The 25,279-nt window shown below is 63.8% G+C and carries 23 protein-coding genes and 1 pseudogene; 11 read left to right on the forward strand and 13 right to left on the reverse strand.

The window, feature by feature from the left end; genetic code table 11:
- Positions 1–192: 192 nt before the first annotated feature.
- A complete protein-coding gene (locus CAP2UW1_RS05190; RefSeq protein ID WP_041567712.1) occupies positions 193–1,026 on the forward strand; it encodes a PEP-CTERM sorting domain-containing protein in 834 nt (277 codons plus the stop codon).
- A gap of 124 nt (positions 1,027–1,150) precedes the next feature.
- On the opposite strand, the gene recJ is transcribed toward CAP2UW1_RS05190, so the two are convergent.
- Together recJ and CAP2UW1_RS05200 are read right to left on the reverse strand one after the other, a co-directional pair.
- Positions 1,151–2,872, reverse strand: coding sequence for a single-stranded-DNA-specific exonuclease RecJ (gene recJ, locus CAP2UW1_RS05195; protein ID WP_015765612.1), 1,722 nt, complete (start codon positions 2,870–2,872; stop codon positions 1,151–1,153).
- Positions 2,869–3,921 (reverse strand): hypothetical protein, encoded by a 1,053-nt coding sequence (locus CAP2UW1_RS05200; RefSeq protein ID WP_015765613.1) that lies wholly within the window; start codon positions 3,919–3,921, stop codon positions 2,869–2,871. The genes recJ and CAP2UW1_RS05200 overlap by 4 nt, the downstream gene beginning before the upstream one ends.
- 170 nt (positions 3,922–4,091) lie before the next feature.
- On the opposite strand from CAP2UW1_RS05200, the gene CAP2UW1_RS05205 reads away from it, so the two are divergent.
- From CAP2UW1_RS05205 to CAP2UW1_RS05220, 4 genes are all read left to right on the forward strand, one after another.
- Positions 4,092–5,339 (forward strand): lipoprotein-releasing ABC transporter permease subunit, encoded by a 1,248-nt coding sequence (locus CAP2UW1_RS05205; RefSeq protein ID WP_015765614.1) that lies wholly within the window; start codon positions 4,092–4,094, stop codon positions 5,337–5,339.
- Positions 5,332–6,018, forward strand: a complete 687-nt coding sequence (gene lolD / locus CAP2UW1_RS05210) for a lipoprotein-releasing ABC transporter ATP-binding protein LolD (RefSeq protein ID WP_015765615.1) — start codon at positions 5,332–5,334, stop codon at positions 6,016–6,018. The genes CAP2UW1_RS05205 and lolD overlap by 8 nt, the downstream gene beginning before the upstream one ends.
- Positions 6,019–6,102: 84 nt before the next feature.
- Positions 6,103–8,124: a methyl-accepting chemotaxis protein gene (locus CAP2UW1_RS05215; RefSeq protein ID WP_015765616.1), complete on the forward strand. Its 2,022-nt coding sequence runs from the start codon at positions 6,103–6,105 to the stop codon at positions 8,122–8,124.
- A gap of 183 nt (positions 8,125–8,307) precedes the next feature.
- Positions 8,308–9,141 carry a ComEC/Rec2 family competence protein gene (locus CAP2UW1_RS05220; protein WP_015765617.1) on the forward strand — a complete coding sequence of 278 codons (834 nt, stop codon included), beginning with the start codon at positions 8,308–8,310 and terminating at the stop codon, positions 9,139–9,141.
- A 555-nt stretch (positions 9,142–9,696) separates the two neighbouring features.
- Here CAP2UW1_RS05220 and CAP2UW1_RS05225 read toward each other — a convergent pair.
- Positions 9,697–11,022, reverse strand: a complete 1,326-nt coding sequence (locus tag CAP2UW1_RS05225; RefSeq protein WP_015765618.1) for an IS4 family transposase — start codon at positions 11,020–11,022, stop codon at positions 9,697–9,699.
- A 171-nt stretch (positions 11,023–11,193) separates the two neighbouring features.
- On the opposite strand from CAP2UW1_RS05225, the gene CAP2UW1_RS05230 reads away from it, so the two are divergent.
- Together CAP2UW1_RS05230 and CAP2UW1_RS05240 are read left to right on the forward strand one after the other, a co-directional pair.
- The gene (locus tag CAP2UW1_RS05230) at positions 11,194–11,502 is read left to right on the forward strand and encodes a hypothetical protein (protein WP_015765619.1); all 309 of its coding nucleotides are present in this window, start codon (positions 11,194–11,196) and stop codon (positions 11,500–11,502) included.
- Positions 11,503–12,237: 735 nt separating this feature from the next.
- The gene (locus CAP2UW1_RS05240) at positions 12,238–14,556 is read left to right on the forward strand and encodes a DNA internalization-related competence protein ComEC/Rec2 (RefSeq protein ID WP_015765620.1); all 2,319 of its coding nucleotides are present in this window, start codon (positions 12,238–12,240) and stop codon (positions 14,554–14,556) included.
- 363 nt (positions 14,557–14,919) lie between these two features.
- On the opposite strand, the gene CAP2UW1_RS05245 is transcribed toward CAP2UW1_RS05240, so the two are convergent.
- The 7 genes from CAP2UW1_RS05245 to CAP2UW1_RS05265 all read right to left on the reverse strand — a co-directional run bounded on the left by CAP2UW1_RS05245 (position 14,920) and on the right by CAP2UW1_RS05265 (position 18,556).
- The gene (locus tag CAP2UW1_RS05245; RefSeq protein ID WP_015765621.1) at positions 14,920–15,228 is read right to left on the reverse strand and encodes an addiction module antidote protein; all 309 of its coding nucleotides are present in this window, start codon (positions 15,226–15,228) and stop codon (positions 14,920–14,922) included.
- 3 nt (positions 15,229–15,231) lie between these two features.
- Entirely contained in the window at positions 15,232–15,510 is a 279-nt protein-coding gene (locus CAP2UW1_RS05250) for a type II toxin-antitoxin system RelE/ParE family toxin (protein ID WP_041567714.1), read from the reverse strand.
- 24 nt (positions 15,511–15,534) lie between these two features.
- Entirely contained in the window at positions 15,535–16,272 is a 738-nt protein-coding gene (locus CAP2UW1_RS05255) for a transposase (protein WP_015765623.1), read from the reverse strand.
- A gap of 230 nt (positions 16,273–16,502) precedes the next feature.
- On the reverse strand, positions 16,503–17,021 hold the full coding sequence (locus tag CAP2UW1_RS25320) for a hypothetical protein (protein WP_199931571.1): 519 nt from the start codon (positions 17,019–17,021) through the stop codon (positions 16,503–16,505).
- A 77-nt stretch (positions 17,022–17,098) separates the two neighbouring features.
- Positions 17,099–17,467, reverse strand: a complete 369-nt coding sequence (locus tag CAP2UW1_RS25325) for a hypothetical protein (RefSeq protein WP_015765625.1) — start codon at positions 17,465–17,467, stop codon at positions 17,099–17,101.
- Between the two features lie 198 nt (positions 17,468–17,665).
- Positions 17,666–18,034 (reverse strand): VOC family protein, encoded by a 369-nt coding sequence (locus CAP2UW1_RS05260; protein ID WP_015765626.1) that lies wholly within the window; start codon positions 18,032–18,034, stop codon positions 17,666–17,668.
- A gap of 87 nt (positions 18,035–18,121) precedes the next feature.
- Positions 18,122–18,556 carry a hypothetical protein gene (locus CAP2UW1_RS05265; protein ID WP_015765627.1) on the reverse strand — a complete coding sequence of 145 codons (435 nt, stop codon included), beginning with the start codon at positions 18,554–18,556 and terminating at the stop codon, positions 18,122–18,124.
- A 118-nt stretch (positions 18,557–18,674) separates the two neighbouring features.
- Between CAP2UW1_RS05265 and CAP2UW1_RS05270 the strand changes: the two genes are divergently transcribed.
- Positions 18,675–18,902, forward strand: coding sequence for a phage integrase N-terminal SAM-like domain-containing protein (locus CAP2UW1_RS05270; RefSeq protein ID WP_015765628.1), 228 nt, complete (start codon positions 18,675–18,677; stop codon positions 18,900–18,902).
- On the opposite strand, the pseudogene CAP2UW1_RS26340 reads toward CAP2UW1_RS05270, so the two are convergent.
- A pseudogene (locus CAP2UW1_RS26340) lies at positions 18,892–19,074 on the reverse strand (IS66 family transposase); the annotation flags it as partial. The gene CAP2UW1_RS05270 and the pseudogene CAP2UW1_RS26340 sit on opposite strands and share 11 nt — an antisense overlap.
- A 465-nt stretch (positions 19,075–19,539) precedes the next feature.
- Between CAP2UW1_RS26340 and CAP2UW1_RS05275 the strand changes: the two are divergent.
- Entirely contained in the window at positions 19,540–20,439 is a 900-nt protein-coding gene (locus CAP2UW1_RS05275) for an alpha/beta fold hydrolase (RefSeq protein ID WP_015765629.1), read from the forward strand.
- Positions 20,440–20,443: 4 nt separating this feature from the next.
- Positions 20,444–21,223 carry an alpha/beta fold hydrolase gene (locus CAP2UW1_RS05280; RefSeq protein ID WP_015765630.1) on the forward strand — a complete coding sequence of 260 codons (780 nt, stop codon included), beginning with the start codon at positions 20,444–20,446 and terminating at the stop codon, positions 21,221–21,223.
- Between the two features lie 51 nt (positions 21,224–21,274).
- On the opposite strand, the gene CAP2UW1_RS05285 is transcribed toward CAP2UW1_RS05280, so the two are convergent.
- A complete protein-coding gene (locus CAP2UW1_RS05285) occupies positions 21,275–22,051 on the reverse strand; it encodes a M90 family metallopeptidase (protein WP_015765631.1) in 777 nt (258 codons plus the stop codon).
- Positions 22,048–22,953, reverse strand: coding sequence for a DMT family transporter (locus CAP2UW1_RS05290; RefSeq protein WP_015765632.1), 906 nt, complete (start codon positions 22,951–22,953; stop codon positions 22,048–22,050). The genes CAP2UW1_RS05285 and CAP2UW1_RS05290 overlap by 4 nt, the downstream gene beginning before the upstream one ends.
- 66 nt (positions 22,954–23,019) lie before the next feature.
- On the opposite strand from CAP2UW1_RS05290, the gene CAP2UW1_RS05295 reads away from it, so the two are divergent.
- Positions 23,020–25,245: a RelA/SpoT family protein gene (locus CAP2UW1_RS05295; RefSeq protein WP_041567715.1), complete on the forward strand. Its 2,226-nt coding sequence runs from the start codon at positions 23,020–23,022 to the stop codon at positions 25,243–25,245.
- Positions 25,246–25,279 lie beyond the last annotated feature (34 nt).

Here is a 25,279-nt window from a genome sequence, read left to right on the forward strand (position 1 = left end):
TGCTCGCTTGCCGGCTGCCGACTCCTGTCGAATTTCTTTACACCAATCGCTGAGCCCGATCCAGGAGTTCACATACCCCATTGGTTTTAAACAATAGTTATGTAGTGGTCAGGATCTTGCTTATGATTTGTGTTCGCATTCTGCGCGAGCCAGAGGTCGTATCGCCATGTCGCTTTCAGCGAGAGGAGAATCATGATGAATTCAGTCTTCAAGGCCGCCGCAGCGGTCGCCGCCTTGCTGTTGGCCCCGGTTGCGGGGGCCACTCTGGTCACCTTCGAGGCGGCTGGTGTCGATCCTGCCGCAATCACCCCCACGCGCGATGCCTTCCGCGTGGCCGTCGGTGGTGGTGTCGTTGCCGGGGCCAACGGCTCCTTCGGCGGCGTTCGTCGCGAGATCAACTGGGATGGCGTGCCTGACGCACGGGCCGATCCCAGCCTCCTGCCAGCCAATTTCTTCAACGTCAATTCGCCGCGGGGAGCGGTTTTCAGCACGCCGGGGACCGGTTTCCTGGTGAGCGCCAACGCTGGCCTGGCCACCCCGACGCTCTTCGGTTTCCCGGGTGACTTGCAGACGTTCAGCGCGCAGCGGCTGTTTACGGCCGTCGACAGCACTATCACCGACGTCACGTTCTTTGTTCCGGGGACAGGCATCGCCGCGACGACGAGCGCTTTCGGCGTCGTCTTCGTCGATGTCGAAGGCCCTGGTACCAAGATCGAGTTCTTCGACGCGACCGACAAGCTGATCTTTACGCGCGACGTTCTAATCGCGGGCAACCAGGGCTTGAGCTTCGTCGGCGCGGTTGCCGATGCTGGCGAGAAGATCAGTCGGGTGCGGCTCACCTCCGGCGCCAATTCCATTTTGTCCAATGGCAAGCGCGCCGACGAGACCACCGACATGGTGGTGATGGATGACTTCCTCTATGCCGAACCGACCCGCGCGGTTCCCGAGCCGTCGAGTCTGGCGCTGGCCGGTCTGGGTCTGCTGTGCGGCGTGGCCTGGTTGCGCCGCCGCCGGCAGGCGTCCTGACGCCAAGGGGCGGCGCTTCGGTAACCGGCCAGGCGACGGCGGCGCTCAGCCGATCGCCGTCGCCTGCGCCAGTCTTCCGCGCGGGCAGGGGCGTCCGGTCGAGTCGCTTCCCTGCCGGGAGCGCTCACACCGATCGGCTCTCGATGTGTTCGATCATCAACTGCGGCGTCTGCACGCCGTTGAAGTCGTTGATCGCCAGCCGATAAGCCGCGCGCATCGTCGCGCCCGGCGCCTGGTCGAAGTTGAACTGGATCGCGTCGAGTCGCTGCGCCCCCTTGCGCAGGCGTAGTTTGAGGTGCTTGTCCTTGAGAATGCGCTGGCTCTCGACGACGAACTCATCCTCGAACAGCGGTGCCGGGAAGCCCTGGCCCCAGACTTCGGCCTCGAGCAGTCGCGCCGTGGCGATCGACAAGTAGCCGGATTCGAGGCTGCCGTCGGTTTCCAGCGTGCGCGTGCGGTCGGCGGGGGCAAGCAACTCGTCCACGACCTGCGCGAAAAGCTCCTGGAAACGCGCGAAGTCGATCTCCCGCAGCGTCACCCCGGCAGCCATCGCGTGCCCACCGAAGCGCAGCAGCAGCCCGGGCGCCCGCTTGGCGACCAGATCCAGCGCGTCGCGCAGGTGCAGGCCAGCGATCGAGCGGCCCGAGCCCTTGATTTCGCCACCTTCGCCGCGGGCGAAGGCAAACGCCGGCCGATGCAGCTTCTCCTTGATGCGGGCAGCGACGATGCCGACGACACCCTGATGCCAGTCGGTGTCGAAGAGCGCCACGCCGGCGGCGGCCGGGCTGGCATCGAGCGCGGCGGTAGCCGCGGTGAGCTGGATCAGCGCCTGTTCCTGCATTCCCGATTCGATCTCGCGCCGCTGGCGATTGAGCGCGTCGAGTTGCTGGGCGATGTTCAGCGCTCGCCCCTCGTCGTCGGTGACCAGGCACTCGATGCCGAGCGACATGTCGGCGAGCCGGCCGGCAGCGTTGACGCGCGGGCCGATCATGAAACCGAGGTCGAAGGCCGAAGCCTGCGCCGGGTTGCGGCCGGCGGCGCGAAAGATGGCGCGTAAGCCCGGCGTCAGCCGGCCCGCACGGATGCGCTGCAGACCCTGGCTGACCAGCACCCGGTTGTTGTGGTCGAGCCTGACGACGTCGGCGACAGTCCCCAGCGCGACCAGATCGAGCAGCGTGGCGAGCCGGGGTTCGCGGCGGCCGCTGCTCTCCGCAAACCAGTTGCGCGCGCGCAGTTCGGCGCGCAGCGCCAGCATCACGTAGAAGATGACGCCGACCCCGGCGAGATGCTTGCTCGGGAAGTCGCAGTGCTCGAGATTCGGGTTGACGATACAGTCGGCGGCCGGCAGTTCGTCGCCTGGCAGGTGGTGGTCGGTGATCAGCGTCGCGATCCCCAGTTGCCGGGCGCGGGCCACGCCGTCGACGCTGGCGATGCCGTTGTCGACGGTGACGATCAGGTTCGGCTGGCGCGTCGCCGCCAGGTCGACGATGTCGGGCGACAGTCCGTAGCCGTAGGTGAAGCGGTTCGGTACCAGATAGTCGACGCATGCGCCAAAGGCACGCAGCGCCCGCATGCCGACCGCACAGGCCGTCGCGCCATCGCAGTCGTAGTCGGCGACGATCAGGATTCTGGCGTTCGCGGCGATGGCGTCGGCGAGCAGAACGGCGGCTTCGGCAGCGTGCGTCAGGCTGGCCGGTGCGAGCAGCGACGCCAGGTCGTAGTCGAGTTCGCTGCGGGCGCGGATCCCGCGCGCGGCGTAGAGGCGCGCCAGCAGCGGGTGCAGGCCCTGCTGTTCGAGTTGCCACTGGACGCGTTGCGAGACCGGGCGGCTGAGGAGGCGGGTCATTGGTCTGCCTTGGCCAACGCCTGGGCAATCGTCGCCAGCGGCTCGGGGCGACGCCATAGCTTCCATTGATCGCCGCGTTGGCTCTCCCAGGCCAGCGTCGCGTAAGCCGTCGGGGCTTCGAGACGCAGGTGGTCGATCCGGCCGCTGGCCAGCGCCCTTTGCAGCGGGGCAAACCAGCGCGCCTCGAGGTCGAGCAGACCAGCGCGCCAGGCATCGGCGTCTTCGTACTGGACCGCCCGCTGCAGCGCCTCGAGGACGATCAGTTGCCGGCCCGGCCTTGCCGCCGCCAGCAGCGCCCGCGCGTCATCCGGCAGTGGCCGAACCGGTACGCCGGCAGCGCGCCCCAGGCCGCGCGCCAGGGGGCTTTCGCTCCAGATGGCGGCGAAGTCGCGTGGGCTCGCCGGCGGCAACACCCCGGCACCCCACAGCCACAGACTGTTGATCGTCGAACGTTCCGCCTCTTCGCGCTGCTCGTTGGCAGGATGTCGATGCAGGACCATCTGCACTTCGTTGAGCAACTGACGCAGCCAGCGCATCTCGGGTCCGTCCGGCAATTGCCGGGCGACGCGTCGGCCGGCAACGACGGAGAGCGGCAGCACGTCGAAGTCACGGAAGTCTGTGGCGCGGGGAAGCTGCAGGTACCAGCGGTCGGCGGTGGCGACGTGGAAAACGCCGACGTCCGGGAACTGCCGGTTGAAGTCGTCGACGATGGCAGCGGCTTCGGCGAGTTCGATGCCGAGACTGGCGCCGTCGGCGAGGATCAGGCGCTCCTGGTGCAGGCGCAGATGCACCGGGTCGGCGCACAGCCAGCAGGCGTCTGCGGCGGCCGGCGGCGAGTCCTCGCCGAGTATCCGCAAGGCCGCGTAGGCGACGTTGCCGGCGAGCCCGAAGGTATCGGCGAGCGTGGCTTCGACCGACTGCGGCGGCCGCCGGTCGAGCTGGCCGCGTGCGATCAGCGTACCCAGGCCCGGGCAAGGCAAGGCGTCGAGGGCATCACGGTCATCCGGCTCGGGCCAGATCAGTTCGGGGACAACGAGGGTGATCTGCATACGAGTCTGGGCGGGGTGGACAGTGGCGGGGGCGCGAGCCGTGCGAGCGCGGCTGGCGGCAGGCGGCCGGCGTCGGCCGGAAGGCGCAGACGCCGCCGGAAAAGTGTAGCATAGCGGCCTTGCCGTTCAGGCGCTTCGCACTGCCACCCTGAGATGATCTGTCGCCGCCGATGGCCCTTCCCTACGAACTGCTGATCGGCCTGCGCTACACGCGGGCCAAGAAGCACAATCACTTCATTTCCTTCATTTCGCTGATTTCCATGCTCGGCATAGCGCTTGGCGTCGCCGCGCTGATCGTCGTCCTGTCGGTGATGAACGGTTTTCAGACCGAGCTGCGCGCGCGCATCCTCGCCGTCGTCTCGCACGTCCAGATCACCGGCGCCAGCGGCGAGATGAGCGCCTGGCAGGGGGTCGCCAGTCAGGCTGCCGGACACGAGCACGTCGTCGCCGCCGCACCCTTCGTGCAGGCGCAGGGCATGCTGGCCTTCGGACAAGCGGTGCGCGGCGCAGTGGTGCGCGGCATCCTGCCGGACCAGGAGGACAAGGTCGCCGACTTCCGCCCGCACATGAAAAACGGTGAGCTCGACGCCTTGCAGCCCGACAGCTTCACTATCATCCTCGGCAGCGAACTGGCACGCGCGCTCGGCGTTTTCGTCGGCGACCGGGTGACGCTGATTTCCCCGCAGGGCGTCGTCACGCCCGCCGGCGTCGTGCCGCGCCTGAAGACCTTCACCGTTGCCGGTCTGTTCGAGGTCGGCATGTACGAATACGACAGCGGCTTGGCGTTGATCCACCTCGCCGATGCGCAGCGCCTGTACCGCATGGACGACCGGGTTTCCGGCGTACGGCTAAAACTCGACGACCTGTTCGTGGCGCCGCGGGTGGCGCGCTCGCTGGCCAGCACGCTCGACACCGAGGCCTTCATCAGCGACTGGACGCGCAGCCATGCCAATTTCTTTCGCGCCGTGCAGATCGAGAAGAACATGATGTTCATCATCCTGTCGCTGATCATTGCCGTCGCGGCGTTCAACATCGTGTCGACGCTGGTCATGGCGGTGACCGACAAGCAGGCCGACATCGCCATCCTGCGCACGCTCGGCGCCAGTCCGCTGAGCATCATGGCGGTGTTCATCGTCCAGGGTGCGCTGATCGGTTTCATCGGTCTCGGCCTTGGCGTTGCCGGAGGCGTGGCGCTGGCGCTCAACGTCGACGTCGTCGTGCCCTTCATCGAGCGCCTGCTCGGCACGCAGTTCCTGGCCAAGGAGGTCTATTACATTTCCAACCTGCCGTCCGAACTGCAGTGGCGCGACGTGACGACGATCACCGGCGTCGCTTTCGTGCTGGCTCTGGTGGCCACGCTCTATCCGAGCTGGCGGGCAGCGCGCGTCAATCCGGCGGCTGCTCTCCGCTATGAGTGAGCCAGTACTGGCCTGCCAGGGCCTGCGCAAGATCTTCCGCCAGGGCGACACCGACGTCCCGGTGTTGCTCGGCGTCGACCTCGAAATCGGCGTTGCCGAGCGCGTGGCGATCGTCGGCGCTTCGGGTTCGGGCAAGAGCACGCTGCTGCACCTGCTCGGCGGTCTCGACGCCGCGACCAGCGGTCGCGTGCAATTGATGGGGCAGGACCTGGCGACGATCGACGATGCCCGGTGCGGCATCCTGCGCAATCGCCATCTGGGTTTCGTCTATCAGTTCCATCATCTGCTGTCGGAATTCAGCGCGCTCGAGAACGTCGCCATGCCGCTACTCATCCGGCGGCTGCCGCGCGCCGAGGCCGAGGCGCGCGCGGCGGTGGTGCTCGGCGAGGTCGGGCTTGGCCATCGGCTGCAGCACACGCCGTCGGAGCTGTCGGGCGGCGAGCGTCAGCGCGCGGCGATCGCGCGCGCACTCGTCACCGAGCCGGCCTGCGTGCTCGCCGACGAACCGACCGGCAATCTCGATCGGCAGACCGCCGAAGGCGTCTTCGAGTTGATGCTGGCGCTCAATCGCTCGCGGCAGACGAGTTTCGTCGTCGTCACCCACGATCCGGCGCTGGCCGGCCGCGTCGGGCGGATCCTGACGCTGCGCGATGGGCGCCTGCATTCGACGAGCGACTGAGCGCACGACGTGGGCAGTCCCGTTGCCGACGGGGCTGCCGGTTGCCATTATCGGCAAGGCTTGAAGACCTGGAGGAGTCTGACGATGCAAACCCTGTTCGCTCCCGCCATCGCGCTGCTCAACCGCCTCGGCTACACGAAGAAGTTTGCCATCATGGGGGCGCTCGCGCTGGTGGCCATCGCCGTGCTGCTGGCTGGCCTGTACCAGAGCCTGCACCGGGTGATCGACAGTTCGCAGCAGGAACTGGCCGGTCTCGAGGTGCTCCAGCCGATCGGTCGCCTGATTCAGCACCTGCAGGTGCATCGCGGCCTGTCGTCGGGCGTGTTGAATGGCAACGACGAGATGCAGGACAAGCGTGCTGCTCGCGAAAAGCAGGTGAGCGAGGCCTTCCAGGCGCTGGCGGCGAGATTGGCGCCCGAACTGGCCGCCGGCGAGGCGTGGAAGACGCTTGTCGCGGGTTGGGCGGCGATCGAGAAGGACGGCCTGGAGCTCATTGCGCGCGAGAACTTTCTCGCCCACAGTCGCCTGATCGAGGAATTGCTGGCCTTGCAGCGTAGCGTCGCCGATCACTACTCGCTGACCAATGATCCCGACATCGCCTCGACTTACCTGATCGATACCGCCGTCGAGAAGCTGCCGCTGGCGATCGAGAGCATGGGCCAGTTGCGGGCGCTGGGAACCGGGGTGCTGACCAGGAAGCAGCCGCTGGCGCTTTCGCAACAGGTCGAGTTCACGGTCTTGCTGGCCGGACTCAACTCGGCTGTCGGCAGTCTGCAGCGCAACGTCGAGAAAACCGCGCGCCACAACCAGGGCCGGCAGTCGGCGCTCGACGCTTCGGTCAAGGATCTGCGCACGGCCGCCGACAAGGTCGGCGAGTTGGTGAACCAGGATATTCTTTCGGGTACCTACGCGACGCTTCCCGATGACTACTTCGCGCTGACCACGACGTCGGTCGACAAGGGTTACAAGGAGTTGTTCGAGAGCCTGTTCCCGATCCTCGAACAACTACTGCAGCAGCGGGTCGACCGAGCAGAGCGAAACCTCAACCTGAGTGTCGCCACAGCCAGCGCGATCCTGCTGATCTATGCCTATGTCTCGATCGCTCTGTACTACGCAACGCTCGGCAGTATCGACCAGTTGGCCGCGAAGGCGCGAACCATCGCCACAGGCGACCTGAGCGTGCGCGTCGATCTGGGCACCCGCGACGAACTGATGCTGGTCGGCGATAGTCTCAACGAGATGGTGGCGGCGTTCCGCGATCTGCTCCAGAAAGTGCAGCGTAGCGCCAACGAAGTCCTCGGCGCGACGCAGAAACTTGCCGCTTCGGCGGCGCGTGTCAAGCAGGGCAGCGAGCAGCAGAGCGAGGCCGCATCGACGATGGCGGCGGCCGTCGAGGAAATGACCACGGGGATCGATGACGTCTCGGCCAACGCACAGGACGCCGACCGGATCGCCGCGCGCGCCGGCGAATTGTCGGCCGACGGTAGCCGCGTGGTCGGCGACGTCGTCCAGGCGATCGAGCGGATTGCCGAGGTGGTGCATCAGTCGGCGTCCATCGTCGCCGACCTGGGGACGCGCTCGGAACGGATTTCGGCGATCGTCAACGTGATCCGGGAGATCGCCGATCAGACCAACCTGCTGGCGCTGAACGCGGCGATCGAGGCGGCGCGCGCCGGCGAGGCGGGGCGCGGCTTCGCCGTGGTGGCCGACGAGGTGAGAAAGTTGGCTGAACGGACCAGCCGGTCGACGAACGAGATCGCGGAGATGATCGAGGCGATCCAGGGCGGTACGCGGGCGGCGGTGGCAAGCATGAATGTCGGCGTCGGCCGTGTCGGCGAGGGCGTCACTCTGGCCACGCAGGCCGGTCGATCACTGGCCGAAATCGGCGGCAACGCGCAGCAGGTTGTCGAGCGGGTGGCCCAGATCTCGCATGCTTTGCGCGAGCAGAGCGCGGCGAGCAGCGAGATCGCCCGCAATGTCGAGAGAGTCGCCCACATGGCCAGCGAGAACTCGGCGGCGGTCGCCGGCAATGCCGCGACGGCGAGGCAACTCGACAGCCTTGCGCAAGGTCTCGAGGCGGAGGCGAACCGCTTCAGACTCGGCTGAAGCGCCCGGCGCGCCGGGTCCGGCACGCGGACCAGCGAACCAGGCCGCACGTGCTCGATGCTGGTCAGCGCGTCGTCAGGCGCCTGCATGGCGCCTGCTCGCGCTGACCGGCGACGATCGCCCCAGCAGGACTACGCCGGCACGAGCCGCCATCGTCGAGGCGGTTTTCAGGTCTAATGCGGAATGCGCACCGGTATTGTCGCCTTCGCTCTCGGTGTCGGCTTTCTGCAGACGCAGGAGACTCTGCCGGCCTGGTCGCCCGTCGTGGGCGCGCTGGTCGCCGCGCTCTCGTTCCTGCTCTGGCAGGCACGCCGGCAGGATGCCATCAATCGCTCCGTATCGCTGTTCGCCTGCGCACTGCTGGGTTTCTCGTGGGCGGCGCTGTTTGCCGACCAGCGCTTGCAGGACCACCTGCCGGAGGCGTGGGAGGGCCGTGATGTCGATGTCGTCGGGGTGGTCGCTACCCTGCCGCAGGGCTTCGAGCGCGGCGAGCGTTTCTCTTTCGATGTCGAGTCGGTGCTGACGCCGGGCGCGCAACTGCCGCAGCGGATCATGCTTTCCTGGTACCACTGCTGGCTGGAAGACGAGTGGCGCGATGGACTGGCGATTCGCCCGGGTGAGCGCTGGCGTTTCACGGTTCGTCTGAAGCGTCCGCACGGCAACGCCAATCCGCATGGCTTCGACTACGAGGCCTGGCTCTTCGAGCGCGGACTGCGGGCCACCGGCTACGTGCGTCCGCGCGCCGATGCGCAGCGCCTGGACGACTTCGTCTGGCGGCCCGGCTACGCGATCGAGCGCCTGCGTGAGGGGGTTCGCCGATCCTTCCTTGAAGTCCTGCCCGATGCTCCCTATGCGGGAGTTCTCGTGGCGCTGGCGATCGGCGACCAGCAGGCCATTCCCATAGACCAGTGGCGTCTGTTCCGACAGACGGGCGTGACGCACCTGATGTCAATATGGAGACAACCAAGACAAACTATTTTCGAGCAGCACTTTCTATGGGCGGCATACCTTCGGTGATATTCATTGCACCTGGTGAAACGTCATTTCACAGGCTGAAAGGCTGGCAGGTCAGTGACCTGACAGCCTATGTACACCGACCACAAGATGGTATCTAATACACTTGCGGCATATGTCGTGGCCATATTGGAGAGCAAGGTGAAAGGTACTATGGGAGTGTTCATCCTGGGTGAGACAGACTACGTTTCCTACCAGCACACGTTCAAGGAAGCGAAGGAATCAGCAGATCACGGCGCATCATACATCGCGCAACACCTCAAGCGAGAGAGTGATCCAGTCAGCATTGTCGGCTTGATGCTTGACGCTGATTGGATGGCCACAGCAACCCACGAGCAGAAAGGCGTGATGGGCGGTATCATTTCTGGCATCTGCTGGGACACAGTGTTCCAGTCGCGAACCTATCATTCAGAGCAACACTCTCGCTTCAAGTCGCCGTGCTTCCTCTTCACCGCCTTCAAGCAAAATCTTGACGACGACGGCTATCGGTACTTCCTGCGATTGGTTGGAGTCGTTGAGTGGAAAGACCTTGGTTTAATGCATATCCTTATACACAACTCACCCCGGGGCCGCCTCACGCATGAACTGGAGACCGACGACGCAGTCCATGACGCGCTGCAACCCGATCCAGATGGTTTTGACTCCGGGCTCGCCGTCGCCTTTGCGCGCCAGGAAACCGCCGAGCATGGCCACCAATCGCAGGACCTGGTTGAGAGTTGGTGGGTCAGCCGGAGGTTTCTTTTTGTTGAGGAGATAGGCGGCATGCCATTCATCTTGGTCGAAGAACAAGTCGGCTGGCAAGTCTGGACAGGTCCGGCCGAATCGCATCAGCATCGCAATGCGCCAGGAAACGATGAGGTACAGCGCGATGGCGCGTTGCAGGCCGTCGATCGTGCGCAATTGCAGGGACTCGATCCGGCAGCCGTTCTTGAGGATGTGGAAGAGGATCTCGATCTCCCAGCGCGCGCGATACCAGTCAATCAGCTCCGCCACCTCGGCGAGCGTCTCGGCGGTGCGATTGGTCAGCAGGCGCCACTCAACCGGGGTGCTGCCGGCAGGGGGGTCGATCTCCTTGGCTACCACACAGGTAGCTCGGATCGTTTTGTTCTTGCCATGCGGAAGATCGACGACGCGCGCCCAAAGTTGCTGGCGCACTACGCGAGCCTTCTGGCCATGTCTCGCCGGCAGGGTGAAAGAGATTCCGCCGAGTTCCTCACCAGACGTCACCGTTTGCCACAGCTTCTGGCCGTCGGGCAGCGCTCGATCGTGCTGGGCACGCAGCAACCAGTCGGCCGGGGTCTCCAATTCGCCGGCACGGGCCATCAGTTCGATCATGTCGGACTCGCGGTCGGCGACGTAGACCAGCCGGGTGTCCGGCAACTCCGCCGCCAACTCGGCCACTCGTTCATAGCCCTCGACCCAGCGCGTGCTCTCTTTGATCCCTGGGCGCTGGCCGTTGGCGTCTTTCGGCTCGCGCGCCCACATCCACGCATCCAGAACCCCCAAGGGCTCGCGATCCGTACTCACTGCGTACGTCGGATGCACGTACAGACCGCGCTGAGCTTCATAGCTCAATGGGCCCAAGCCGTCGATGCTTTGCCCGTTGAAGTCCAGTTCGGTCGTGTCCTGCAGCATCAGCACGACCTTGTGGCAGGCGATCCGCGTCCGCGAGCACGACCAATGAGGTCTCAGGATGCCCTCCCACGTGACGGCATCATTGTCCAGGAAGCGGTAGGCCGCAATCGTCTCCGACCAGCCCGAACACGCCGACGGGATACTCAGTGTCGGTTTGGCCGCCAGCGTGTCCAACAACGTGATCGCTCGCTTGTTCAGTCGTCGGTCCCCCAAGTCAAGTTCCTTCAGCTCCTCCCCAGCCCAGCCCATTCTGCCACCTTCTCAAAAAAAATCGGCAGCTTACAACGAGATGCTAAAGTTGTGTATAAGGATATGGGTTTAATGTGCCTTGAGACCATCCAGGCATTCAGGCTCGTGCAAGCGCAGAATCCGCTTGTCTACGCAGCTGATTCGGCTTGCAACGCCCTTTAGGAGAATGAGATGGAAACGTATGAAGAAATGTATAACAGGTTGAAGGATGATTTCACGCTCGTGATGGATTATACCACATACGAACCGCCCACAAATCATCGTTTCAAGGTGGTTGTATATGACGTGAGGTATTACGACAACGAGGACACTCGCCTGATTGCCGAGGACTTCGTGGATTACTTCGATGAGTATAATCAAAATGGTAAGAAGGCGTTCGAGAATGATGAGCAAGCGCGAGAGCACTTCTTGCAGAAGGCACACCAGGCTATGGGCTGGAACATCGCTGATTGTCGGGTGTTGATTACCATAGAAAGTTAAAGTTTTTTCACCCGAGCAGTTTCTTTTACCGACCGACGAACCCAGCGGCCACGTTATATGCACTGGCGGAGCAGGGTGTCGGCACTATGCGATTTGCAGTAATGCGCGCAGAAAAGGGGCCCGCGCAGAAAAGGGACCAGGCTCACGATTCCATTCAAGCAAGAGCGCGATCCAGTCAGTTTCGTCGACCTGATGCTCGGCGCGGATTGGATGACGACAGCCAACGACCACCAGAAAGGCGTGATGGGCGGTATCATCTCGGGCATCTGTTGGGCCACGGCGTTCCAGTCGCGGACCTGCCATTCAGAGCAGCACTCCCGCGTTCGATCAGCTTGCTTTCTCTTCGCGTCGTTCAAGCAGAGCCCCGACGACGACGGCTATCGGTAGTTTCTGCGAATGGTTGGCGTCGTGGACTGGAAAGAGCTTGTGCTAAATTGAGACTGGTTTTTTTGTAGTTTGGCGGCGGTCGCCGGCAATGCCGCGACGGCGAGGCAACTCGACAGCCTTGCGCAAGGTCTCGAGGCGGAGGCGAACCGCTTCAGACTCGGCTGAAGCGGTCTGCGCGCCGGGTCCGGCGAGCAGACCAGAGAGGCAGGCCGCACGTGCTCGATGCTGGTCAGCGCGTCGTCCGGCGCCTGCATGGCGCCTGCTCGCGCTGACCGGTGACGATCACCCCAGCAGGATTACGCCAGGACGACCCGCCATCGTCGAGGCGGTTTTCAGGTCTAATGCGGAATGCGCACCGGTATTGTCGCCTTCGCTCTCGGTGTCGGCTTTCTGCAGACGCAGGAGACTCTGCCGGCCTGGTCGCCCGTCGTGGGCGCGCTGGTCGCCGCGCTCTCGTTCCTGCTCTGGCAGGCACGCCGGCAGGATGCCATCAATCGCTCCGTATCGCTGTTCGCCTGCGCATTGCTGGGTTTCTCGTGGGCGGCGCTTTTCGCCGACCAGCGCTTGCAGGACCACCTGCCGGAGGCGTGGGAGGGCCGTGATGTCGATGTCGTCGGGGTCGTCGCCACCCTGCCGCAGGGCTTCGAGCGCGGCGAGCGCTTCCCCTTCGATGTCGAGTCGGTGCTGACGCCGGGCGCGCAACTGCCGCGACGGATCATGCTTTCCTGGTATCACGGCTGGCTGGAAGACGAGTGGCGCGATGGACTGGCGATTCGCCCGGGTGAGCGCTGGCGTTTCACGGTTCGTCTGAAGCGTCCCCACGGCAACGCCAATCCGCATGGCTTCGACTACGAGGCCTGGCTCTTCGAGCGCGGACTGCGGGCCACCGGCTACGTGCGTCCACGCGCCGATGCGCAGCGCCTGGACGACTTCGTCTGGCGGCCCGGCTACGCGATCGAGCGCCTGCGTGAGGGGGTTCGCCGATCCTTCCTTGAGGTCCTGCCCGATGCTCCCTATGCGGGAGTTCTCGTCGCCCTGGCGATCGGCGACCAACAGGCCATTCCCACAGACCAGTGGCGTCTGTTCCGGCAGACCGGTGTGACGCACCTGATGTCGATCTCTGGCCTGCATGTAACGATGGTGGCGGCGCTGTCCGCCGGCCTTGTCGGCTGGCTGTGGCGGCGCAGCGAGCGGCTGATGCTCTTCTTGCCGGCGCCGAAGGCGGCGACCGCTGCCGGCTGGCTGGCCGCTTTGGGCTATTCGCTGCTCGCCGGTTTTGCCGTGCCGACGCAGCGCACCCTGTACATGTTGAGCGTGGTGGCACTGGCCCTGTGGTCGGGTCGCAATCTGGGGGTCAGCCGCAGTCTGTTGCTGGCGCTGCTGCTGGTGCTCCTGCTCGATCCGTGGGCGGTTTTGTCGCCGGGCTTCTGGCTCTCCTTCGCTGCCGTCGGGCTACTGTTCTTTGTTGGCACGGGACGCATCGGTGCCGCGCGTGGCTGGCGAGCCGCACTCGCGAACTGGGGCGCGACGCAGTGGGCGGTGACCGTCGGGACGCTGCCCTTGCTGCTCTTTCTGTTCCAGCAGTTTTCGCTGGTTTCGCCGCCGGCCAACGCGGTGGCGATCCCGCTGGTCAGCTTCGTGATTACGCCGCTGGCGCTGGTATTCGCGGTCATTCCCTGGCCGCTGCTGCTGCATTTCGATCACTGGCTGTTGGCCGGATTGATGCGCTTCCTCGAATGGCTGGCCGTCTGGCCGGTCTGGGAACAAGCGGCACCCCCTTTGGCCGCAACCCTGCTCGCCGTGCCGGGCGCCATCTGGCTGTTGCTGCCGCGCGGCTTCCCGGCGCGCTGGCTTGGCGTCTGCCTGCTGCTGCCGGCGCTGCTCTGGCCGGCGCCGCGGCCGGCGTTGGGTGATGCCTGGGTGGACGTGCTCGATGTCGGCCAGGGACTGGCAGTGGTCGTACGTACTGCCGAGCACACGCTGCTCTACGATACCGGGCCGCTGTACAGCGCCGAGTCCGACGCCGGTCAGCGCATCGTCGTGCCCTATCTGCGTGCCACCGGTGTCAGGGAGCTTGACACGCTGATCGTCACGCATCGCGACAAGGACCATTCCGGTGGCGTCGTCGCCGTACAGCAAGCCCTGCCGATCGCGCGCACGCTGTCGTCGGTTCCCGAACTCGTCGGTGAGCGCTGTGTTGCTGGTCAGGCCTGGGAGTGGGATGGCGTGCATTTCACGATCCTGCACCCACAGGCCGACGACTACGAGCGCAAGGCCGCCAAGACCAACAACATGAGTTGTGTGCTGCGCATCGAAAATGCCTTCGGCAGCGTTCTGCTCACCTCCGACATCGAGGCGCGCGACGAGCAGGCGCTGCTGGCCCGGGCAGCAGACCAACTACGCAGCGACGTGCTGCTCGTCCCGCACCACGGTAGCGCCACGTCGTCGACGCCTGACTTCGTTGCTGCCGTCGCCGCGCGTGACGTGATCATTCCGGTCGGCTACCGCAACCGCTTCCAGCATCCGCGGCCCGATGTCGTCGCACGCTACGCGGGCAGCCGGCTGTGGCGCAGCGATCGCGATGGCGCGGTACGCATCGACCTGGCCAGCGGCCTCGCGTTGTCCTCCTATCGCGGCGAATATCGTCGGTACTGGCAGGGACGCTGAAACGCTGGGCAGTGGTCTGCCCTGTATTCCTCGCTCTGCCCTTCGCGCCTGTTTGGCCGCTATTGCAGACACGCGTGTCACTCAGGCTTGGCCTTCGCGCAGTAACAAACGTTAGCCAGATCGGCAAAGTCGTCATCTTGGGTCCACACGTTCGAAACGCAATCGAAGTCGATGCCTTCGGTGGTCTTTGGTGCTGAAAGTTTGGTGGACCATGCTGCGGCCGCACCCCAAAGGGGCCAGACTCACAATTCCACTCGTCCTCTCTTGAACAGGGCGGGCATTGCGGTGTTGCGGTTGGGATGGGCTCTAACGTGGAAGCGTCTCTCTGGAGCGGAAGGTTAGACGACGTTGAGCAATGAGAACCTACGCGGGAACCACCGCCTGGGCTACGAGCTTGACGCCCAGTGCCGCGCACACGCGAGACACGGTATCGAAGCGCGGGAGCGCATCTGACCGCAGCGCCCGGTAGAGGGCCTCGCGCGTGAGACCGGACGCCCGCGCGATCTCGGTCATGCCGCGCGCGCGGGCAATCGTGCCGAGCGCATGGGCGAATTCGGCCGGATCGTTCTCTTCAAGAACGATGGTCAGGTACTCGGCAATAGCCTGCTGGTCAGGTAAATGCTCGGCCATGTCGAATTCCGGCAACTCGGCAACCTTGATCCTTTTGGTCATGGTTCAATCCTCCACGGTAGCGGCCAACGTGATGGCCTTGGCAATATCGGCGGCCTGCGTAGACTTGTCGCCACCGCCTAGCATCACGATCAGCGCCGCGCCGCGCTGCACGTAGTACATGCGCCAGCCCGGCCCGAAGTGTTCGCGCATCTCGAACACGCTCTCGCCGACCGGCTTGACATCACCCAGGTTACCCGCCTGCGCTTTCTCCAAACGCCGCGCCAGGCGACGATGCGTCATGCTGTCACTGAGGCCGGAAAGCCACGCGGAAAACTCGGGGATGAGTTCACCCCAAAGGGGCCAGACTCACAATTCCATTGAGACCTGTCTAGGCTCTCCCTCCCCAGTCCCGTGTGCCATGGGCTTTTTCGGTCGGCCCCGCGGTCGGGCTTCGCGTCGGTGCCCCATCGCCTTTTCAATGCTGTCAAGGAAGCGCGCGTCCCCCAGCGGTTGTCCCTGGCCCATCGCCATGCGGATCCCGCCTATCACCTCGGCGTCGAGTTCTGATCGGAACAATTCCCTATACGACACCAGCCGCTCAGCGCGGCTCTCTCCCAAGCCCAGATAGACTTCATGAGGCGTCAACAACGGGTCGGCCTCCCCGAGTCCGTTGGCCCGATAACTGCTCCAACGATAGCGCGCCGGATCATCCACGATCGCCGCACGAACTGGATTCAGTTCAATGTAGCGCTGACAGACGAGCAAATAGTCATCGGCCTGTACCAGCGATGACTTGTAACGGCCGTCCCACAAGGTGCCAGTGCGCCGGTAAGCTCTGTTGACGTACTGCACATAGCGCCTGCCGAGCGAGATCATCAACCGGCACACAGCCGTCGCTTCCGGCGGCGTCACGAGCAGATGCACGTGGTTGGTCATTTGCACATACGCATGAAGCTGGCAGCCGATCGCCTTGGTAGCCTCCCCCAGCCATTCCCGATAGGCGAGGTAGTCGTCCTCGGCGAAGAAGCATGCGTCGCGGTTATGCCCCCGCTGAACGATGTGCAGGGGCAGGCCGGGGAGATGAATTCGGGTACGACGAGGCATGCGGGAAGTATAGCAGATTAAATTGAGCCTGGCCCCTTTAGCCACAAGAAGTTCTGGCCGACAAAAGCAAGTAACTCGGTATGAAAATCCGAGTAGTGCTTGTGATATTCCATCTCCGCAAAAACCATTCAAGCCTCAATGTGAGACGCCCAACGTAGAATTAACCGGCGCCGGCAAGAGCGCCGCCGGACAAGCAACCACGCTGCACCGGCGTCCAGTTGAATGCCGGGTTAGCCATTTTGGTTCTCACTTGAGTACTGCCAAAGAGCCATATCTAACTCTCTGACGGAGAGATTATGAGCGGTTGCAACAGAGCGACAAATTTCAACGTATTCGTTCCAGAATGCGAATGTGTACTGTGAGGGTTGGTCGATTCCAAGGCTCCATATAGCCCTGAAATCTAGAATGGGGTACGTTTGGTCAACGCAGAAGTGCAATATAACAGAGGCCGTTGGAAATTGAACGCCTGAAAGTAGCGTGAGCGAACCCAGCCTAGACTCTTCGCATTGTGCCGAAAAGGAAAAGGTTGTTATTTCTCTAACAAGCGGCTCGGGGTTCTTTAGAGCAAGGTCTGAGCGTCTTTTTGATTTCCAGTGACATATCTCGTGTAATTGAGTGGTAGTTAAATAGCCCTGATTTGGCCCAATTTGATGGTATTTTTCAAGATTGGCTTCGGCGCTGAAATTGTAGCGACCTTGATAGTCTTTTAGCTCTCCAGTAGGAATGCGTAGTGAGTAGTTGATGGGCATATATGGCTAACGTGGAGTTGAGGGGGCTGCGCGGCTTTTTGCGCAGGTCCCCTCGAACGCAGGGTTAGGCTGCACTTTCATATGACAATGATGCCGGAACAGGGCGCAGGCAAATAGATTTGCATTGATTCGTATTGGTCGGAGTTGTCATATATCCGCAGAGCAAGGTTCTCTGTGAATTGAATTTCGATGGTTCGTTCATCGATCACGATGCCCTTGGTTACTTGCTCGTTGAGTAAGCGATGGTAGGCCAAAGACGACCAGCCTTCTGCTTCAGTCCAGTTTGCAACAGGTTCTTCTCGGCAAAGCACGGTTGCCTGACTTTGCACAGCAATTGTGGCTCCGGAGCCAAACTTGAATTGCACATCGTATTTGCCGATAGCAATTTGATCGAGTGAAGACCCAACGCAAAAGCCCAAGTCAAAATTCGGAGCGAAGCGGTACATGTGCAGCCTAACGTTCGAGCTAACCGGCACGCGGAGGCAGGCAGCGTAAGGCTGGCGCGCGACAGTGGCGAAGCCGCTGCGCGCCAGCCTTACGCTGCCTGCCGTAGCGTGTCCGGTTGAGCGAGGGGTTAGGCGCCACCAGCGACGACAGTGTAGTGACTGAATTCATAAGTCCTGCCAGCTGACGAGACTGTGCGCCTACTTCACGTTCTGAGCGATTCGCCATAAAACGCCTGACGGATCAAAGAGCGTGAAGTCTCGCATTCTCCAGGGTTGTAGTTCAACCTGGCCGAGCGCGACTTTGTACTTCTCTGCGAGTCCGGACTCCGTGATCTTCCGGTGCCAGTCATCTACGTCCTCCACGAGCAGATGCATCATGAAGTTCTGGATGTGTTCGTCAACGCAGAAGTCCTGAAGCAGGAAGCTGGCGTGGTCGTGGTGGAAGTACGCGACACCTCCACCGTCAGAGGCCATGGTGAAGCCGAGGTCCTGATAGAAGCGCTTCGATAGTTCGAAGTCTCTGGCCGGAACGAATGCCTTGACTTCGGTGACACGTAGATTGGGCATGGTGTTTCCTGTGGCGCCTAACGTTGGAGTTGAGCTGCGGACGCAAGCACGCGAAGCGTGCATGTGGCCGTCGGCTCGAACAACTGGTTAGCCCGCACTGTTGGCCTCGACAAGTGAGCGAACTGATGGGCGCTCGACGAGATGCGCAATGTAGACACCATCGACGACCTCAATGCGCAGTCGAAAGACCGTGCTGTCATCGTACGTGGCGCGCTCGCGAGTAGTGGCATTCGTGTCTTTGGCGATGGTGAGCACGCCGAATGCCTCGACACCAGGCGTGGACGCCGCGTAGTGGGCATTTCGCGCGATCTCTTCCGCACCGAGGCGAGAATCAGCCTCCTCAGGAATCTCGCGAGGCCGGCGGAGCGACGTGGGATACAGCACGTACTGCCTATTCTTGACTTCGTCACTCCAGAGGGTGAATAGCGCGCGCCGACCGTCAGCGGACACGGCGGACCACGACCAGCGCGTGTTCCTCAGAGGACAACCGAGGTAGGCGAAGAAGTCCGAGAAGGTGCGCATAGCAATGCGTGCGGGCTAACGTGATGTCGCAAACCTAATTGACGCAGAGTTTTGCGTCAGCATGCTGTGTGAATGTAAAGTAAGCGATGAACTTCCAACGGAAACAAGGAGATAGGGCATGGGCACGTTCACTAAAAATTCCGACAAGTGCGTCAATGCCAATGGCGTTGTTGGGCCTCCCAACAGGCTCCTTGACCAACTCTCCGAAAGCATTCGCCGCAAGGACTATAGCATACGGACGGAGCAGGCTTACAGGGGCTGGGTACGGCGTTTCGTCCTTTTCCATGGCCAGCGCCTCCTTTTCCATGGCAAGCGCCACGCAATCGTTCACTCCCCTATGCTGTAGCCGGAATGACAGGGATGGGGGGCAGCGGCAAACCCTTGCGAGCGGCGATGACGGTGGCGAGGTACTGCGAGACAGAAGCGGCGCGACAGCGACAGGTTTCGACAAGGCTGGCGAGCAGAGCAAAGGCGCGGGAGCCCTGTTCAGAGCGTGTGTCGTAACTGATGTGGCGCGCAGAACCCAGGGGGCCAGGCTCACAATCTCACAGAGATCTGTCCACGCTCTCGCTCTCCAGCCTTCTGTGGTGGAGGCTTTTTCGGTCGGCTTCGCGGTTGGGCTTCGTGTTTCTGCCCCGTCGCCTTTTCGATGCCGGCAAGGAAGCGCGAGTCCCATAAATGAACGTTGGGGCACGCAAACGGGAGCCAGCTAATTTGTGACCGCGCGTTTCTCGCCGTCCACCTCGATACCCCTCGGACAGGGCGTTCTTCCCGCCGCCGGCCGCGACGCGTGTGCTAAAGTCGCCGCCTTCCGGTCAAGGCGAGTCGCCGGCGCGGCAGGCAGCTGACCGGAACGGGGCACGCGGTTCGCGACGGTGATACATTGGCCTGCAAGGTGACCGGTCCTCGGCCGCAGTAGGGCGATGCCGGCGGTGGCATCGACGTGACATCGAAACAGTTGAAACTTCTCCTGGAGATGGATGATGAGTGCGCTTTCCGGGTTATCCCGTTGGCTCGCCGGGACGACGCCGGCCTTCGCCGAACGTCAGGTACGCTGCGCTTCGCCTGCGGGTCTGCATCGCATGGCGTATACGGAATGGGGCGAGCGCGACAATCCGAACGTCCTCGTTTGCGCGCACGGGCTGACGCGCAACGGGCGTGACTTCGACGAACTGGCGCGCGTGCTGGCCGCCGATTATCGCGTGCTGTGCCCCGACGTCGTCGGGCGTGGGCGCAGCGACTGGCTGCGTGACCCGTCCGGCTACGTTGTTCAGCAGTACGTGACGGACATGCTGGTGCTGCTTGCCCGGCTCGATGTCGAAGCGGTGCACTGGCTCGGCACGTCGCTGGGGGGGCTGATCGGGATGTGGATCGCCAGCCAGGAAGATTCGCCGATCACGCGCCTGGTGCTCAACGATGTCGGGCCGGTGATCACCGTCGCTTCGCTGCAACGGATCAGCGACTACGTCGGCCGCGCACCGAAGTTCGACACCTTCGACGATGCCGAGAAGTACATTCGACTGGTCAGTGAGCCCTTCGGCCCCCTGAGCGACGCGCAGTGGCGCCATCTCACCGAGTTCTGCCTGCAGCGGGCGTCCGATGGACGCCTGGAGATGTGCTACGACCCGGCGATCGGCGAGCCGTTCCGGCAGGCGCTGAGTTCCGGGGATATCGACCTGTGGCCGATCTACGATCGCATCCGCTGCCCGACGCTGGTGCTGCGCGGCGCCGATTCCGATCTGCTGACGGCCGAGACGCTGCAGGCGATGGCGATGCGGGGCCCGCGCCCGCAGACCGTCGAGATTCCCGGTGTCGGACACGCTCCGATGTTTCTCGACGCCGGGCAGATCGGCATCGTGCGCGACTTCCTGCTGGTCGTCTGACGGGGTGGTCGACTTCGTCGATGTCGACGGCGGGCGCCTCGAGTACGAGCTGATTGCGGCGCGCCGGCCCGGTCTCCCGACGCTGGTCTTTCTCCACGAGGCGCTTGGCAGCGTCGCGCTGTGGCGTGATTTCCCGGCGCGCGTGGCGGCGGCGACCGGTTGTCGGACCTTGCTCTGGTCGCGCCTCGGGCACGGTCGCTCGGCACCGCTACCGGCGCCGCGGACGCCGCGCTACCTGCACACCGAGGCGCTCGAACGGTTTCCGCGCTTGCTGGCGGCGCTGTCCATCGAACGGCCGGTGCTGATCGGGCACAGCGATGGTGGCTCGATTGCGCTGATCCACGCGGCCGCGCTGCCGGATCGCGTCGCCGGAGTCGTCGTCATGGCGCCCCACGAGTTCGTCGAGGAAAAAGCTCTGGCCGGCATTCGCCTGGCCGGCGAGTCGTACGCGCACGGCGACTGGCCGCAGAAACTGGCACGCTATCACCGCGACCCGGACGCCGTTTTCCGGGCCTGGCACGACACCTGGCTGGCACCCGAGTTCCGCGCCTGGAGCATCACCGACTGTCTGCCGGGGCTGCGCTGTCCGGTGTTGGCGATCCAGGGCGAAGACGACGAGTACGCGACGATGTCCCAGATCGAGTGCATTGCGAAAGCCGCTGCGGATGTCGAACTGCTCGGGCTGGCCGGCTGCGGTCATTCGCCGCACCGCGATCAGCCGTTGGCGGTCATCGAGGCAATCGTCGGTTTTCTCGGACGGCTTGACAGCGGCGCGGGGCGCTGACGCCGGTCGCTTGCCGTGTCGGGCGCAAGGGGCGCTCCGCTCGGCTGAGCCTCAGCGTGCGACCAGCCGCGAAGCCGGATCCTGCCGGTAGAAGCCGGCCAGACTGGCGTAGAGTTGCGGATACTCGGCCTGCAGAATGTCCGGCGTTTCGAAGAACGCTTCGCTCATGACCGCAAAAAACTCGCCGGGATTCTCCGCCGCGTACGGGTCGAAGGGTGTTTCCTCGTCGGCCGCGGCCGCCTCGTCCACCCAGGCGCAGAAATCGTCGTAGCTGGTACGCAGCACCTCCTGCCAGGCGGCGCGGGGGAGTTCCGGCGGCAGCGGCGGGATGCCGTTCGCCTCGCCGCTGAGCATGTCCAGCTTGTGCGCGAACTCGTGGATGACGACGTTGTAGCCGCTCCCGGCCATCTGCGCGTCGCGCCAGGAAATGAGCAGCGGACCGCCGTCCCAGGCTTCACCCGAGGCCAGTTCCTCGTATTCATGGACGACGCCGGATTCGTCCTCGATGCTGCGCGGGATGATGAATTCGTCGGGGTAGACGATGATCCCTATCCAGCCGCGATAGTAGTCGAGGCCGAGGTTGAGGATCGGCAGGCAACCCTGTGCGGCGATCGACAGACAGATGGCGTTGCTGAGCTGCAGCCCGCCGGCGGTGGTGAACTCCTTCTCGGCGAGAAATCGCTCGGCCAGACCGCGCAGCCGGAGCTGTTCGTCGGCGTCGAGTGCCGCGAGAAACGGTAGCCCCGCCATGATCTCTTGCCACAAGGCTTCCGGTGGCGGGGCGGGTTCGAGGCGCTTGCGCCACCAGCCGAGGAGGGTTTCGATCATGGTGTTCTCGGCTGCGGTGGCGTTGCGGTGGTCAGGTAGATGCCGGCGAAGATCAGCGCGATGCCGCCGTAGTGGTAGGACTGCGGGATTTCGGCGAGGAAGATGGCGGAGAGGATGATTCCGAAAACCGGCATCAGGTGCAGGAATAGGCTGGCCTTGCTGGCCCCGACTTCGCCCACGGCGCGGTTGTAGAAGACGTAGCCGAGAAAGCCCGGAAAGACGCCGGTGTAGGCGATCCCGGCGAGCGAGCCGGGCGACACGGCAATCGTTCTGCCCTGGGCGATTTCCCAGGCGTAGGCGGGGGCGAGCGCAAGCAGCCCGACGACGGTGAAGGCGGCGAGCAGCAACATCGGGTCAACGCCCGCCGGCCGCCACTGCAGGCCGATGGTGTAGAGCGCCCAGGTGAATACCGCGGCGAGCATCCACAGGTCACCGACGTTGAGGCTCAGACTGGCCAGTGTCGCGAACTGGCCACGGCAGACGATGGTCGCCACGCCGACGAAGGACAACAGCACGCCGAGCGATTCGACGCGGCGCAGGTGCTTCTTGAGGAAGACCCACGACAGGGTGATCGTGGCGATCGGGATGAAGGAGTTGAGCAGCACGGCGTTGGTCGCCGGCGTGTAGTTCAGGCCGACGTAGGCGAGCGTGTTGTAGCCGCCGACACCGAGCAGTCCGAGGCTGACCACGGCCTTCCAGCCGCGCCGGAGCAAGGGCCATTGCGAACGCAGATGCGGCAGGGCGAGCGGCAGGGTCAGCAGCAGGGCGATTGCCCAGCGCCAGAAGGCGAGCGAGAGGGGGGGAACTTCGTTGCGAATCGCGCGACCGAGAACCATGTTGCCCGACCAGAACAGAGTGGTCAGCACGAGCAGCAGATAGGGGTGGTGCAGGCGGGCGAGCATGGCGGGCAACCGTCGCGGGAAACCGGCATTATGCATGATGGCCGGGCGAGGACTTATAATGCTTCGATGGTCTCGGTCATCCACTCGGTCGCTGCGCAGAGCGACTTCGAGCACTCCTTGCAGACGCTTGTTGAAGGTCTACCCGCTGTCGAGGCAGAGCGCCTGCGTCGGGCGGTGGACTTCGCCCGCGGCATCTATGGCGATGGCCAACTGGGTAGCGGCGAAGCAGTCTGGGGTCATGCGCTGGGTATGGCGCTGATCGTCGCCGGGCTCAAACTGGACGCCGATTCGCGTCTGGCGGCGCTGCTGTTTGCGGTGCCGGCGATCCTGGAGTTTGGCCTGACCCGCATCGAAAGCGATTTCGGGCGAAGCGTGGCGCATCTGGTCGACGGAATCTCGCGCCTGAATCGCTTGCGGCCGATCTCGCGCGGTTTCGTCGCGCATTCGATCGACAGCGGCGAGAAGAACCCGCAGGAGCTGCGGTCGCAGATCGAAGTGCTGCGCAAGATGCTGCTGGCCATGGTCGAGGACATCAGGGTGGTACTGCTGCGCCTGGCTTCACGCACGCAGACCCTGCGCCATTACGCCGCCGAGCCCGATGAGCTGCGCGTTCCGGTGGCGCGTGAGACGCTCGAACTGTATTCGCCGCTGGCCAACCGGCTCGGCGTCTGGGAGCTGAAGTGGGAACTCGAGGATCTTTCCTTCCGCTACCTGCACCCGGAGATCTACAAGGAGATCGCCAGGCACCTCGACGAGAAGCGGACCGAGCGCGAACAGTTCATCGCCGACGCGATCGATCGCCTGAAGAGCGAACTGGCGGCCGCCGGCGTCGGTACGCCCGAAATCTATGGGCGACCCAAGCACATCTACAGCATCTGGAACAAGATGCGCAAGAAGGGCGTCGAGTTCTCCGAGGTCTATGACGTGCGTGCGCTGCGCGTGATCGTCGAGGAGGTGAGGGATTGCTATACGGCGCTCGGCATCGTGCACCACATCTGGTCGCCGATCGCCAAGGAGTTCGACGACTACATCTCGCATCCGAAGGGTAACGACTACCGCTCACTGCACACGGCAGTGCACTGCCCTGACGGGCGGGCGATCGAGGTGCAGATTCGCACCCGGGAAATGCACCGCCACGCCGAACTGGGCGTCGCTGCGCACTGGCGCTACAAGGAAGGCAGCGGGACGACGCCGGAAGACCGCTACGACGAGAAGATTGCCTGGCTGCGTCAGTTGCTGACTTGGCGGGACGATGTGGCGGATTCGTCGGACTGGGTCAAACACTACAAGCAGGCCGCCTTCGACGAGACGGTCTACATCCTGACGCCGCAGGGGCGCGTCGTCGATCTGCCGCGTGGTGCGACACCGGTTGATTTCGCCTATCGGGTGCACACCGATATCGGTCACCGTTGTCGTGGCGCCAAGGTCGACGGCGCGCTGGTGCCGCTCAACACACAACTGGCCACCGGGCAACGTGTCGAGATCGTCCTCGCCAAACACGGTGGCCCGTCGCGTGACTGGTTGAACTCCTCGCTCGGTTACTTGTTCACCCATCGGTCGCGCGTCAAGGTCAGGCAATGGTTCGCCAGTCTGGCGCTCGAGGACACCCTTGCCGAAGGGCGTTCGGTCGTTGTCCGTGAACTGCAGAGGATGGGTCAGACAGGCGTCAGTCTTGACGAGCTGGCGGTCCGGCTGGGCCTTGCCGGTAGCGACGATCTGTTCATCGCGGTAGCGCGGGCCAAGCTCAACATCCGCCAGTTGCAGGTGGCGGTGCGCGGCACCGACATGCCGGTCGACGAACGCCTTGTCGGTGAATTGCCGGTACGCCGGCAGCGAGACAGCGATGTGGCCGAAAAGGGCATCCTGATCGTTGGCGTCGATCGCTTGCTGACCCAGCTGGCCGGTTGTTGCAAACCGGTGCCGCCCGACCCCATCGTCGGCTTCGTCACGCGTGGCAAGGGGGTGTCCGTCCATCGTCTGGACTGCAGCAACTTCACCAACATGCGCGGCATGCATCCCGAGCGGGTGATCGAAACGACCTGGGGTTTGAAGACGGACAGCGTCTTTGCCGCCGACATCGTGATTGACGCCCACGATCGTCAGGGTTTGCTGCGCGACGTGTCGGACATTCTGGCGCGCGAGAAAATCAACGTCATCGCGGTCAATACCCAGTCGCGGCAGGGCAATGCGCACATGAGCTTCACCGCCGAAGTCGGCACCATGGCGCAGCTCAATCGGACGCTGGCGCTGCTGCATCAGGTCGAGGGAGTCGTGGGCGCGCGGCGCGCCTGACCAAGGCCGCCGCGCGCGGGGAGGCAAGGGGGGC

The sequence above is a fragment of the Candidatus Accumulibacter phosphatis genome, assembly GCF_000024165.1.
Classification (GTDB): Bacteria; Pseudomonadota; Gammaproteobacteria; order Burkholderiales; family Rhodocyclaceae; genus Accumulibacter; species Accumulibacter phosphatis.